Origin of the sequence: Azonexus sp. (assembly GCF_049652925.1) — a bacterium.
Classification (GTDB): Bacteria; Pseudomonadota; Gammaproteobacteria; order Burkholderiales; family Rhodocyclaceae; genus Azonexus.
In genome coordinates this window covers 24,322-37,549 of sequence record NZ_JBASFI010000032.1, presented here as the reverse complement: position 1 = coordinate 37,549, position 13,228 = coordinate 24,322, and the positions used below count along the sequence as shown (strand labels likewise).

Below are 13,228 nucleotides of genomic sequence, written 5' to 3'. Positions count from 1 at the left end.
GCGCGACGGACAGGCCGAGATCAGCACCTCGTGAAAGATGCGGTTGCGTTCTTCCCACTCTTCACGGTCGTCGGAGCCGATGCGTTTTTCTTCGGCCTTGGTGAGGCGGTGGAAGGCGGCCAGCAAGAGTAAAGCGGCTTTGATTTCCGGATGAAATGCGCTTGAATTTCGGACAGGGAATAAAGCAATAAACCAGATGATTTCTGGACACGAAATATCTGGTTTATTTAGGCCTTGCTGAAGAGCATTTGAAACGGCTTCAAAGGGAGTTCGAACTGCCTTTGATTACGGCTTGGTTTTGAACCGGATCGTCATCACGTATTTACATCGGCCATCCTTCGGCCCCTCGGGTGACCAGCCGAGACGGATATCTAAGAAGATGCCACTGGCCAGATGGATAGTCACCTTGTCCCAGAAGGCCCATTTAGGCGCAGCATCGTCGGCGACACCAATCGTCCAGTAGTTGAAACGATTCGCGCCATTACGCCAAAGCCAGATCACACGGTTGTACCAAGCGAGAGGATCGGTGCCGATCATATGCTCGGTCTGATGGCCGTAGTCACCGGCTAGCGTGTTGTCGATGGTTTCGAGCCAGCGCCAGCGTGTGAGGTAAAGGCGATCTGGTGTCGAGTAGAGCCAGATCGCGATGGGCGCCGCGAAATATCGGGCGATGATGACCAGCCAGAATAATGGTGAGCGCAGCGCATAACGCCACGCCAATGGGCCTTGCCGAATGAACGCTGCCGAGACAAAGCCAAGCCAGACGACTAGCCAAGCGCCGGCAGCTAAATAAACCGGCCATAGCAAATATTGCATCATGGCAGCACCAAAGAGGGGAGCTCGGCAATAAGCGCCTCGATAGTCGGCTGCTCACGTTCCTGCGCCTCAACTGCGGCAAGCTGAGCGTAGCAATATGCCCAGCAGAGCGAGCGCCAGGCCCGGAAGGCGGCGCCCTCGCCTTGGAATTTGACGACAGCGGGCTCCTCAGCATAAGACACAGCGGTATTGATGTTGTCGTACCCAGCATCGCGAGCGGCGGTGTCCAAGTGAAACTGAACCGCAGCCGAATAGGCCGCGACGACCTGCTCCTGTGTCAGCGCCGGCGGAATCGGCTGGCTCAGGCTAAATTCCTCGTCCTGCCAAACATCATCCGGACCATTAACCGCCCGCCACCCCTGACCATCTTTTCTAACTGCATAGCTCATGATCGCTCCTTAAACAACATCTTCCCAACCACGGCAGAACAGCGCCGAGGTAGATAGAACGGATGCCCAATAAATGTTTGTAGACTCGACCGCCATATCAGCCAACCCTCGCGCCGAGTTGCCGCCATTTGCATTGGTATCAATGGGGGGTGGGTTCGTGATCGAAAGACTTGGACCGTAACTATTGTTTGGCGCGGCGATGATGCAGCCGCTGGCCACTGCGGAGTGGGCGGCGAGAACAGAAATCATCGACGCCGTCGACGGAATGTAATTCCCGGTGCCAATAGCTATCCATGTTGGCGTCGAAATGTTTCCGGCCGCGCCAGAAGCCATCTGAGGCAAAGCAGCCAGATTCGAGCCGGCCAACGGGATATATGACGACTCCCAGTTTTGAGTGGAAATCTGGAGCAGGTAAGTGCCGCCGCTGGCGTCCGTACGACACGCACCGGGCAGCTTTGCCTTGTAGTCCGTTGCCGAGTACCCAGTTGGCGCAGTTGGCGCCGTGCTGCTCGTATCCAGTGTTGCAGTCAGCCCATTGGTAGCGTTGTACCAGAGCCAACGGTAGTACCACGTCGAGGCGGCGCGAGCCGACATGATAGAGAGTGGCGCGCCTACTGCACCATTTGCATTGATGGTCTTATTGACCGCGCGCACGGTCAAATAGGCGTTATTTGAATTCTCAAGAACGACCTCATCGGCGGTGATGGCACAGTTGTAGTTATTGACGCCGAGGGCATTGATTTTTAGGTTCTTGAAGGCGCCAATAATAGATGCGGCGGAGATGCTTACCCCCGTCGCCGGATTCTGCAAAACCCACTTGATCGATGTTGCGTCGTACTGCAACTCAAGCCAGTGGCCAGCCCCGGCAATATCGCCAATCGACAGAGCAGCGCCAGCGCCCTTGACGATTGTCGTAGCGGCAATAACACCGCTGGCCGGCGTGAAAGTCGGCGTTGTAGTGGCATTAGCCGAGGCCGCCCGGACATAAACCGTCATGCCATGGGTCAGGGCAGCAACGACCGGAGCATAGGTAGCCGTGATGGCATCGGCGGTGCCACCAACCGAAACAAACGCATTGCTGGCCGCCTGGATCAAGTCATTGATCGCCTGCAGCAGCTGATCTTCCTGCCCGCCATCGAGCGCTCCGCCGGCGGCTAGGATTACGTTGACGATCTCCTCCTGCACTGAGTTCAGCCAGGCATCCGTTATCAACGTCGGCGGGCGGCCGAGATCGGCATCCTCTGCAACGAACCGGCGGCCGACATGGCCCGCCCCATTAATTCTGTCCATAGTTCACCTCTCCGCCAACACCCGTAATATCAACAAAATGCAGATAAACATGAGCCTGTTTAAATGCGTTCAAGGCCTCAAAAATCACTTTCGGATCAGCGACTGAGGCGTAGTAATAAACCCTGACGACGTATCGACTGGTGCTTTCATACAGCCCATCGCCGACCCGGCTACCGACCCGCAACGGCTGCAGCAGATGCTCAACGCGCACCAGCTCGACCGGAAAATCCAGCCCCGGCGCCGCCGCGCTCCAGCACCGATCACCGACATGACTACCCACGGCGAAGGGCTGGCGCGGCATGACCTCGGCCGTATCGCCCATGGAATCCCGGGCAACCCGGCGATATTCGGAAATATTCCAATTGGTCGCCGCCGGCCGGTGCGTCGCGATCGCGTTATCCAGCACAGCTTGCGGCGCTGCATCGACCCTGGCCAACTCCTCTGCCATGGCCAGCAACAACGCATCACCCGTGCCGCCGACCGGCCATTGCCAGGCTGCGCCGGGTGGCAGCAGCGCCTGCAGCGCATCGGCAAACTCACGCGGCGAGTGCGTCGTGACGATCATGACCAGACCACGGGATTGAGGACCAGAACTTCGCCGGCCGCCACGGCGATCTCGGCAACCGGCGCGACCCGCACGTATTGGCTAGTCACCGTGGCGATCGCGGCATCGATCTCAGCCAAGCCGAGCACCGATGTTTCCGACGCCTCGGCGAATACCGCAGCGGCCAGCGCCGCCTCGATGGCCAGGCGGTTGCCGGCCGTATCGAAGCCGGGCAGTAAATGAATGGAGACATTGACCGCATGGACAATCGGCACAGCCAGTCGCCAGTCCGCCGTGGCCGGCGCGATGCTGTAATAGTAGTCAGCGACAGCGGCCAATACCGCCTCGCTCGGCGCCCGGTTGGCCAGGCTGTTGCAGATCGGGCGGACCAGTACCGTCCCGACCCCCAGCGCATGCGGCTGGACGAGCGCGCCGGTCACCGATGGATGCGCCGACATCGCCCAGAACCGGTAATCGGCCGGCTTGCCGGAGCGGGCACCGCGCGTCACGGTCACCTGCCACTCATCGACTACCCGGGCACGCCAGGCATCGACCACTTCATCTTCGGCGCCGCCGGTCAATCCGCCGACATCGACCGTCAGGCTGCCATCGACACCAGGAACCGGATCGATCAATGTCAGGACACTGCCGGCCGGCTGATTGCCCGTCGATCCAGTCGCCACGCAGCGCACCGCCACCGGAGTACTGCCTGCGCCCAGGGTAACGGCCGCCAGAACCACATAATCCAGGCCATTCTGGCCGCGCAACATGGTTTCGGCGAGCAGATGCACACCGACTGTGCCGGTGGCCAGCACCGTGCCCTGAGCCGCCGTCGCCAGCAGCCGATCGACGCCATAAAGCGCGGCCCAGTCATACAAGCGCTCCAGCTCGCAGGTCAGCGGCGAGCACTGGGCATCGATCCAGGCGAGGTATCCATGCTCGCCGTGACAGGCCTTGGCCCAGGCACTGGCCAGCGGCGCGCGCAAGACCGCCGGCAGCGCCGCCAGATCGGCATCGATACGGGCGAACAGTGCAGCATAGTCAGGGCGGGCATAAGCGGTCACAGGGGCACCTCAATCAAGAATTCACGGCCATGGTGCCGCCCGGACACCGCCAGAACCACGCTGGAAACATCCCCGGCCTTCCCACTCTCCTCAATCACGAGGTCAGTCAAGGCCGCATCGGCCTTGGCCAGCGCCGCCCGGATCATCGCCAGGGTTTCCTGTCGTGCCGCACTGCCCAGCGGTTGCCGGCGGACATGCCAGAGGCCGCTGCCGGCTGCCGGGTCAGCCCACCAGCCTTGACGCTGAAAGGCATCCGGCTCGCGGCTGGCCGGCGCCTCGGCATCAGTGAAGAGCACGGTATAGACCACAGTGGCCACCGCCGACGCATCGTCCAGGGCGTCGTCAAAAGCCAGATCGAACCGGCCCCAATCTGTTTGCACCAGTTTCAGCATCAATCGACTCCCAGGGTGTGGCTATCGGTTTCGGCATGGGTATGCGAGTCGCTGACGTTCTTGCCGTTGCTGGTCAGCGCACCGTGCGTCTCGGTGCCGCCCTCGATCAGCGCGCCATTGCGCAGCCAGGCGCGGCCGCCAGCCCCTTCGCCGCCATAACCTTCGTTCGATGTCGTCTGACCGATCACCAACAGATTGCCGCCGATCTTGGCGTCGTGCGTCGTCTCGAACAGCGGCGTATCGGCCAGCACCTTGGTCGACGCCTTGACCTCGATCACACCGCCGCGCTTGAGGTGCACCCAGTTCCCGAGGTCGTCATGCAGTGCCACCTCGCCATCTTCCAGCGTCATCTGATAGCGCTTGTCGCCGAGCACGATGGCCACGCCATAGGACCGGTCGCCACTGGGGAATGCCATGTAAGCCTCAAAGCCGGCATGCGGCCGGTACGAAAACCCATACGGCTCAACCCGCTCAAGGTTGCTCAGCGCCTCATCATCGAGCACCCGCACCTGCACCTTATCGTTGCTAATCCGCAGCCCTTTGCCCTTGGCAAAGAGCAGCTTCACCCGGCTCATCACCTGCTCGATCATTTCTTCGCTCCCTTGACGCCGGCCCCGCGCTTGGTCTTTTTCTTCTCTTCGCCGAGGAAGGCATTGCGATGCATGACCTGGAGCATCGTCATATGGCCACCCCGGTCATCGATTCGGAAAGCCCTCTCACCGATCAGGAAAACATCGTCGATATCCTCGCCCGGGATGATCACCCGCACCTGCGTATTGATCGCCCACGGCTGCCACTGGCCGGCCCCATCTTGATAGCGCCAGCCCGGCACCTCGATCTCGATGCGATGCGCCCGGGCCAGTCGCCGGTTGCGCTCAAGCACGGCGCGCCGCTCGCAACTACCGAGCCCTTGGCCATGCTTGTCCGCCACCACGTGCATGGGGCGGAAGAAGGTGATCCCAGCATCCCTGGCCGCGCCCTTGAGCGCCGAGTTGGCGCCGTAGTCGTAGCCCTTGATCGTGTAGTCAGAGAAACGCAGCTTGTCCTCGTCGACCACTTCGTAAGCCTGGATATTGACGCCGTACTGCAGGGTGCTGACCGGCAGCGCATCGGTCGGCTTGGTCAGGATCAAACCGCCATCAGGCTGTGGGTAAAGCAGCAGGTTGGCCGCCCGCACAGCGTTGATCAGCGCATTGGCCGGGATCTCGCACTGCATGCTGAAATCAGGCACCGTTGCCGTCTCGACGGCGATCTTCACAGGCACTTTGAAGGCCTCGCAAAGACGCTTCACAATCTCGCCCAGCTTCAAGCCGGAAAGCGTCTTCGAATACTGGCAATCGACCAGCTCACGGCCCAGCGAACGGCCGGCAAAACGCATCTGATGATGATCGGCCTCGACACGCCGACGACGGATGTCCGACCGCGCCGTGCTGACCAGCACGCCGCCGATCAGCACATCGACCACCGTATTCGGCGTCAGGCCCAGCGTATCGCCCACGCCCTGGGCAACATAGTCGAGATTGATCGAGGCGCAGAGATCATCGACCGATTCGCGAATGTCGACCCGCTGCCAGTAACCGAAGCGCTGGCCATTGAAGCGCAGCTCAGCCAGCGCCTCATCCATGGACGCGCCCCGCAATGAACAGCGGATGCCGCACCGCATTGCGTGCCAGGAAGACATCCTCAGCAACGCCCAGGCGATGCGCCAGCACCACGGCCGGCAGGGCGCCAACCACATCACGGACCAGCGCCGGCCGCAGGTCTTGGGCCAGCAGCGCATCGATCAGAGCCGACCGCGCCGCCACCGCCACCTCAAACACAGCATCGGGCAAACCGGGCAGCAAAGCCTCGATAGCCGCCACCGCCACCTGCAAGGCCTCATCGCGATCCGCCTCGGCTCGGTAATCGGTCAGCGCTACCTGCGCCGCCGAGGTGACCAGCAGCCGCTGGCGCAAGGCATCTTCGCGGATCAGGTTACGCCGCACGGCACCATCGGTCGCCGCTGTACCCTCCAGCGCCACTGCAGCGCCCGAGGTAGCTGCTGTGGCCAGGTTACGCACCAGCCGAGGCCGAGCCGTATCGACCACGCCGGCATCGTCTGCCCCGCCGCCAAGTAAGCCGGCCAGACCGGACATGGCCGTGGCGTAGGACGCCGGCAGCGCCATCAAGGCCGCCAGATCGCCCTGCATGCCCGCTACCAACGTGCGCACCTGGCTGACCATGGTCAACGGCATGGTGGCCAGCGACAAGGTCTGACGCAACACATCCAGTTTGCTGCTTACCGTCGCGACAAAGGCCGTCATGCCACCGGCGCTCATCGCCTCCAACGAAAAATCGGCCAGCGAAGCCGACGACAAGGCCGACAGCCGATCGGCCGCCACGTCGGCCCGGTCGGTCGTTGGCTGCAGGCTGCTGCCGCCCTCGACGAAATCAACCGACACCGTGCAATAGCCGCCCTTGTCATTGCTCTCGGCAATCGACCAGGTTCTGGCCCGAACCCACAACAAGCCCAGCCATGGGTGATTCAACCAGGCCGCGCCCGGCTCGGCGAGCAAAGTCAGGAACTTGTTACGCACCAGGTCGTAATCGGCCCCGATGAAATAGGCGTTCAGCTTCCACTCGCCGGCCTTGGGGCCGAGATACTCGACCTCGGGAAATTCAGCCCCCGGCAGTTCATGCACAACCAGGCGCTGGCCACCCCGGGTGTCGTGACTTTCAGTCAGAAAACCCATGTCGCGAAACACGGCCCGGCTCAGGCGATCAGTCCAGCTCATTGCGGCGCTCCCGTGTTGAGGTTGCCGGTATTGCTATAGACGCTGCCGCCGGTCGACTTGATCGTCTGATTACGCAATACCAGGTCGGGAGACAAGCCGATCACGGCGTTGAAATTGACGTCCATGGGTTTCGGCCCGGCAGTCGGGTGCAGCTTGTCGTAAATCCACCCGCCCAGGCTCTGGCTGGGGTCGCCAGTCGCTGACTGGACGCCTTTGTTGATCAGCCAGTTGATGCCGGTACCGACCGCATAGCCACCACCGCCAGCCAAGGCCAGCGGCCCGCCGAATCGCGCGGCGGTCATCAACGTCCCGCCGGCCATGCCGGCATAACGACCGATGGCACCGGCCCCTGGCACCTTTCCACCCATCGACAAAGTGGCCAGCCCGGCCGCACCGGCCAGCGCCGCCAGCGCCGTGGTGGCCAGCGTCGTCGTACCGACCAGCAGCGGGTGCTTGCTGGCTAGATCGCCAAAAGCCTCGGCCACCTTGCCGATCGCTGGCGTCAGGCTATCCATCGCCGCTTTCTGACCGATTTCTTTCTGCTCGTTTGCCTGTCGGAGCTTGAATGACGACGTAGCCGCAATCGACTCATAATTCGTATCGCCAGCGCCGCCCTTGGACACGTCATTGGCGCTCACCTTGCCGAGCACATCCTGCACGTACTCCCGGTTATTCATCAAGCCGAGCAGCGCCATCAATGCCTGACGGTCCTGGATCAGTTTGCCGATGCCGGCGCCCTGGGCGATCGTCGCCATACTCTCCAGCGTCGCCCGCTTGTCGTCGTCGTTTTTCGCACCGGCCAGTTTCCCCTGCAGGGACTTGTAATCAGAGCGGCCAGCGACTGTCTTGTCGACCAGTTCGGCAAAGGCATCGACCGAATCGACCCCCTTGGAGCGGCGCTGTTGCAGGTAGGCGGGCAGATTGATGCCCAATTTCTTGGCATCATTGGCCGTGTCGTTCGAATTGATCTTGGCCAGCAGATTGACCACGTTATTACCGGCCTCATCCTTGCTGCCAGCCGTGATCGCTGCAGCCTGATTGAGCGCCGCCAGTTTGGCAAAGCCACCCCGGCCGGTCATACCGGAAAGACTGGCCGCCGCCATTTGTTGCGGCAGCCACTTGGCCATATCCTTCAACTCGAAACCACCAGCCTGACCGGCGGCAGTCGCCATATTGAGGATGTTCGGCAAATCCTCCGGCCTGATCTTGAAGGTCTGCATGCTGCGGATGCCGATCTGGGCCAGCGAATTGGCATCTGCGCCGGAGCCGGAGGCAAAGCGCATGATCTGGGGAAGCATGTTCATCGCCGTTCCGGCCGGCATGGCGCCACTGGCGATCAGAGTATCCAGCGCCTCGGCGGCCTGGTCTCGCGTCCCGCCGCCGCCCCGGCCAACTGCCCGGTTGACCGCCGCTTCCAGTTGCCGACTGCCGAGCTGACGACCGGCCGCATCGCGCTCGGCGTAAGCCGTGTTGGCCATGTGCGCCAGGCGCTCATCGAAAGCCATCGCCTTGTTGGCCGGGGCGCGCAGCGTGTAGGCACCGGCTGCAACACCAACCCCGGCCGCCACCGCTCCGCGCATGACCCGTTGGCCACGTGCCACGTCCGCCTCGATCTGCGCCAGGCGCCGGGCCTCGTCGCCGGCCTTCTTCTGCGCTGCGGTCAACTTGCCCATTTCGTTGGTCAGCGACGTGACGCGCTTCTGCACGGCAGCGAAGGCGCGTTCCTGCTCCTGCGCGCTGGCGAAACCGGCGGCAGCCAGCGTGGCGTAGGAACGCCGGGTGTTCTCGATTTCTTTCTGCACCGCCTTTTCGCTGCGCACGCCGAGCTGCTCGCGGGCGGCTGCGGTTTTCTCGTAACTGGTGCGCTGCCGGTTGTTGCTTTCCTCGGTCGCCTTGGCGGATCGGCGGGAGGCGCGTTCGGTAGCCGTTGCCGTCTTCTCGGCGATCGCCTCAGCCGTCTTCTCGACGGCCTTCATTTGCGCCTGGGTGCCGCCATCCTTCAGCCGCAGGCGGACTTCGACATCGACAGCAGCGGCATTGGTCATTAAAAAAGCTCCAGGCACAGGGTGACTGGAGCTTATTCAACGATGGGCAATTGGTCAGGGCTGGAAATACTTCCCGCCCGGCAATTCAACTCACTCGAACTTTCGGCCGCTCATCGCAGCAGCCAGATGGGCCAGCGCGAACAGCTTCTTCAACGACATGGCCTCGATCACCGGCAAGGGCTGATGCATCTCGCGCATCAGCAAGCCGACGGCGATCAGGAGGCGGACGGCTTTTTTTCCTGGCTTTCCCCCGCCGCGAATTCAACCTCATCGGCCTCGATCATCGCGTCGGCAATCTTCTCGGCCTGCCGGTAATCAGAGCCGCGCAGCTGCTTGATCAACTCTTCGTCAGAGCCGCTCAGGCTGGCGATCAGTGCGATGCGCTGGGCGACGCCGCCACGCTGGTCGAATGACAGATAGTCGCCGGCCACCGTGTGGTCGCGAAAGTTCAGCCGGTCGATGGTGATCTTGCCGAACGTGATCGGGTGCTTGAGGTTCAAAACGGGCATATCAATCTCCGGTAGGGTGTGAATCGACAGCGACATAGCGCCGCCGGCGGACCACGCCATCAAAATGGCGCGGGGGAATCTGGATATCCATGTCACGTACCCTGGGTACGTACTCAATCAGCTCGATGCACTGGCGATCCGCCTGGCGGGCACCGCGCATGATCGCGACGTGGGGAAAGCGCACCCACGACTCGGACACCGTCCGGTGCAGGATCAGGCCGTCGCCGGCATCGTAGTCAAAGTGATCGGCTGCCCAGGTGGCGCAGTTTTCGCCAGACGGCAGGCCGAAGGCAAGGCGTAGCCGCTTTTCGACCATCCAGATAAAAAACGCGATGAGCAAGCAGACGGCAATGAACAGCCGTGCCATCACGCAACCTCCAGACGCTTCCAGCCGTGCAGCCCGGCGGCAAGATCGCGAGGATCGTCATAAAGGTCGGTCATCGACTGGTGGCGGTGGCCGAGCAGCACCATGGTGTTGATGCCCTCGACACGATACAGGCGCTCGGATAGCGAACGTATCTCGTGCAGCGAGGCCGGCAGGCCGGATGTTGGCAGCGGGATGACGGCATTCCGCGCCTCTTCGAAGCGGGCCGACATTGAGGCAAGACAAACCGGCTGGCCGTTGTGCTTGCGCAATAGCGTCGGGCCATCCACTGCATAGTCACGGCAGTCTGCAATCGCTTCACTCAGGCTGACATCAATCGCCTTCAGGCGCAGGGCCAAAGGCAGTTCAAGGCGCATGCCAGTCTTGATCTGATAGACATGCAGACATTCATCCCATACATCGTCCGGGCTCATTTTGCCAAGATCGGACCGGCGCTGGCCAGTAACCAGCGCCAGCACCATCATGCGGGCTACCCAGGGCGGCTGATTCGCCACCGACCATGCATGAATCGCCTGCCAGTGTTCCAGGGACAAACGATGCCGCTGCACGTGGACCGGCGACGCTTTCAATGGGAAAGCCGGGTTGCGATCGATCCAGCCATAGATCACCGCCTCGTTAAACAGGTTCTTGGCTTCGATCAACACCCGCTTGGCGAGCGCTGGATGCTTCGCATGGATGGCCTGCACCAGCTCGGCAATCTCATGCGGCAACACCCGGGACATGAGGCGCGGACCGAGCACATCGACGATATGCCGCAGACTGCAGCGGCGATTGATTTTCGTCTTGTCGCAGATCGGCTTGGTATCGACGATCCGCCGATACACCACTGCCCAGTCGCCGACCGTCCGGAATCTCGTAGAAACGAGCCCCAGGGTCGAGCGAATCAGGGTGTCAGTGAGAGCCATGTGCAGAAATGCTTGAAAAGTGTTTCGCGGGGATTAGAAACTGTGGATTTCAACGTCATCCACATACATGGTTTCGGCTGCGCCTAGCGCATGGACTCGAATCCGGAACCCGACATAGCGCATCCCCGGCTTAGGACGGCGGTACGGAATCGGCACCGTGACCTCCGTCCATGTGTCTGATAGTGTTGCTGGCTGCGTCGGTGAAATAGTCATGGTGTCGGTGTCGGTCGGGGTGAAATAGACATCAGAACCGGCAACCTTCGGTAGCGCAGCAAAATAGCCGAACTGAATCGTTACTTGTGCCGTGCTGGACGGAGCCTTGTACCAGAGGCGTGCTGTGTGCATGGAAGACGAGTCGTCAATGTCGGCGAAGATACAGACATCCGCCGAGCCGCTAGCCCCCGCTGCCGTGTTCTTCGTGATAATCAAGCCATTGCTGCCGCTACGTGCGGCGCCTGCGCCCTGTGTGATTGTTACGTTCGTTGAAACAGTGCGGCTTGTGCTGGTTCCGCCAGCCGAGACAAACACATTATCAGTTGGGAAAATGCCACCTTCAAACGTGCCAAAATCCAGCTTGTTCTTGGACTCGTGAACCCCTTTAGGCATTGGCGTTGTGGCCTTTGCAATGCAGCGCGTCACATAGCAATCGCCAGTTCCTTTCGCCATGTATCCAGACGCAGGGGAGCAGCGTTCGAGTGTGGCCCGGTCGATGAATACACCCGCAGCATCATAGTTTGATGGCGTGTTGCAATCAAAAATATAATCCAAGTCGTTGCCACTTGATCCCGGAGTAAAGATCATCCGGCCACCCTGAACAATCAGCGAACTAACTCCAGACAGCGACCAAGCCACCTGACCGGCGCTGTATGTGTCTCGCTTCAGGTTCGATTCAATGTGACATGAATTCAGCAGTACTCGACCGCCTGTAATGACGCCGTGCTTCCGGTTGTAGTCAATTGATGATCCGATGAATGTCAATTGCCCATTCGCAACGTCCATGCCTAAAACATTGTTTCCGAGCACGCCATTGTAAAAAACCGGCAATTCATAGCTGTTTGTCTGGCCGTTAGGCGACTTAATCCCGGTATTGCATTCGGCAATGTGGAACCCATAACTAGCCATCAAATAGGTATTGTTGCCAATCTCGAATCCGACATCGCACTGCTTCACCGTGTAGTTCCGCAGCATGATTCTTGACGGTCCGTACCCGCTGCCAGAGACCTTATTGAAATAAATCCCGCGCTGCCCTACCGTCAAATCTCCGTCGATCTCAAAATTTTCAACAACCGAAATATTGTTGAAGTCAGGAATGACATCGGCAGAGGTGATAGTAAGCGCGGTTATTGCCCCGACCGGAACAATGCGTGCGCCAGCAAAATCTATACCTCCCTTCGTGGCGTCAATTGTCAGTCCCGAATTCAGCAGCAGTGTAGAGCCGAAAGGTAGTTTAGGTTTTGCTCGCGCATACGTCGCAGCCATGTAATCAATAGCGGACTGCACCGCTGCTGAGTCGTCGGATGCACCGGACAGCACAGCGCCGTAGCGAGACAACGCTTTCTCGAAGGTGATGTCGATTCCATGGCTGCCATCGTCGGAAAATATGCTCCCCCCGGTGACACTCTCTAATGCCGTTACCGGCGCCCCGAGTTCCTTGTCCTCGTGATCGAGCAGCGCGACCAACTTGCCGTCGCGAATCCGCCCCTTGAGGTGGATGATTCCATCGTTGGTCGCGGTCATGATCAGCTGATCCGTTCAGAGGTGTTGGACATCAGGGTCAGTTTCGATTCGCCGTCGGAGATCGATACCTGCTCGGTCACATAAGCCATGCTCATCATGTGCACCTGGCCATCAGCGAGGCGAATCGTGACATCCTCGTTTTCGACCGAATTCAGCGCGGCAATGTCGAGGCCGGGCTGCAGGTTGAGCGACAGATCGAGCTTGGCCGGCGTCTCGTTGCTGGTGAAGCCGCCGTCGGCTGCCAGGCGGCCGGCCTTGTGGGCGCGCTGCACACCGCTCGGGGTAAAACTGCTGCCCTTGTCGCTGAGCGGCAGTTTGCCGATGCTGGGGATCGAGACGCTGCGGATGTTGTTGAGTTGTGCCATGTCGGTGCTCCTT

At 60.7% G+C, this 13,228-nt stretch carries 15 protein-coding genes; all 15 read right to left on the bottom strand.

What is annotated here, in order from left to right; all coding sequences use genetic code 11:
- Positions 1-285: 285 nt before the first annotated feature.
- Complete coding sequence (locus tag WBK19_RS16450; protein ID WP_511291631.1) at positions 286-819, bottom strand: DUF7338 family protein; 534 nt, start codon at positions 817-819, stop codon at positions 286-288.
- Positions 816-1,205, bottom strand: coding sequence for a hypothetical protein (locus tag WBK19_RS16445; RefSeq protein ID WP_511291629.1), 390 nt, complete (start codon positions 1,203-1,205; stop codon positions 816-818). Before WBK19_RS16445 ends, WBK19_RS16450 begins: the two co-directional genes overlap by 4 nt.
- 9 nt (positions 1,206-1,214) lie before the next feature.
- On the bottom strand, positions 1,215-2,495 hold the full coding sequence (locus WBK19_RS16440) for a hypothetical protein (RefSeq protein WP_511291627.1): 1,281 nt from the start codon (positions 2,493-2,495) through the stop codon (positions 1,215-1,217).
- Positions 2,482-3,060 carry a hypothetical protein gene (locus tag WBK19_RS16435; protein ID WP_511291625.1) on the bottom strand — a complete coding sequence of 193 codons (579 nt, stop codon included), beginning with the start codon at positions 3,058-3,060 and terminating at the stop codon, positions 2,482-2,484. The genes WBK19_RS16440 and WBK19_RS16435 overlap by 14 nt, the downstream gene beginning before the upstream one ends.
- Complete coding sequence (locus WBK19_RS16430) at positions 3,057-4,103, bottom strand: baseplate J/gp47 family protein (RefSeq protein ID WP_511291623.1); 1,047 nt, start codon at positions 4,101-4,103, stop codon at positions 3,057-3,059. The genes WBK19_RS16435 and WBK19_RS16430 overlap by 4 nt, the downstream gene beginning before the upstream one ends.
- Positions 4,100-4,495 (bottom strand): phage GP46 family protein, encoded by a 396-nt coding sequence (locus tag WBK19_RS16425; RefSeq protein ID WP_511291621.1) that lies wholly within the window; start codon positions 4,493-4,495, stop codon positions 4,100-4,102. Before WBK19_RS16425 ends, WBK19_RS16430 begins: the two co-directional genes overlap by 4 nt.
- Positions 4,495-5,070, bottom strand: coding sequence for a phage baseplate assembly protein V (locus WBK19_RS16420; protein ID WP_511291619.1), 576 nt, complete (start codon positions 5,068-5,070; stop codon positions 4,495-4,497). Before WBK19_RS16420 ends, WBK19_RS16425 begins: the two co-directional genes overlap by 1 nt.
- Before the next feature lie 11 nt (positions 5,071-5,081).
- The gene (locus WBK19_RS16415) at positions 5,082-6,119 is read right to left on the bottom strand and encodes a phage baseplate assembly protein (RefSeq protein ID WP_511291617.1); all 1,038 of its coding nucleotides are present in this window, start codon (positions 6,117-6,119) and stop codon (positions 5,082-5,084) included.
- Entirely contained in the window at positions 6,112-7,269 is a 1,158-nt protein-coding gene (locus tag WBK19_RS16410) for a DNA circularization N-terminal domain-containing protein (RefSeq protein ID WP_511291615.1), read from the bottom strand. Before WBK19_RS16410 ends, WBK19_RS16415 begins: the two co-directional genes overlap by 8 nt.
- Positions 7,266-9,314, bottom strand: coding sequence for a phage tail tape measure protein (locus WBK19_RS16405; protein ID WP_511291613.1), 2,049 nt, complete (start codon positions 9,312-9,314; stop codon positions 7,266-7,268). Before WBK19_RS16405 ends, WBK19_RS16410 begins: the two co-directional genes overlap by 4 nt.
- Positions 9,315-9,529: 215 nt before the next feature.
- Positions 9,530-9,823, bottom strand: coding sequence for a phage tail assembly protein (locus tag WBK19_RS16400; protein ID WP_511291611.1), 294 nt, complete (start codon positions 9,821-9,823; stop codon positions 9,530-9,532).
- A gap of 1 nt (position 9,824) precedes the next feature.
- Positions 9,825-10,190, bottom strand: coding sequence for a hypothetical protein (locus tag WBK19_RS16395; RefSeq protein ID WP_511291609.1), 366 nt, complete (start codon positions 10,188-10,190; stop codon positions 9,825-9,827).
- Positions 10,190-11,113, bottom strand: a complete 924-nt coding sequence (locus tag WBK19_RS16390; protein ID WP_511291607.1) for a tyrosine-type recombinase/integrase — start codon at positions 11,111-11,113, stop codon at positions 10,190-10,192. The genes WBK19_RS16395 and WBK19_RS16390 overlap by 1 nt, the downstream gene beginning before the upstream one ends.
- A 33-nt stretch (positions 11,114-11,146) precedes the next feature.
- Complete coding sequence (locus WBK19_RS16385; RefSeq protein WP_511291605.1) at positions 11,147-12,850, bottom strand: hypothetical protein; 1,704 nt, start codon at positions 12,848-12,850, stop codon at positions 11,147-11,149.
- Positions 12,851-12,852: 2 nt separating this feature from the next.
- A complete protein-coding gene (locus WBK19_RS16380) occupies positions 12,853-13,215 on the bottom strand; it encodes a phage tail tube protein (RefSeq protein WP_511291603.1) in 363 nt (120 codons plus the stop codon).
- Positions 13,216-13,228 lie beyond the last annotated feature (13 nt).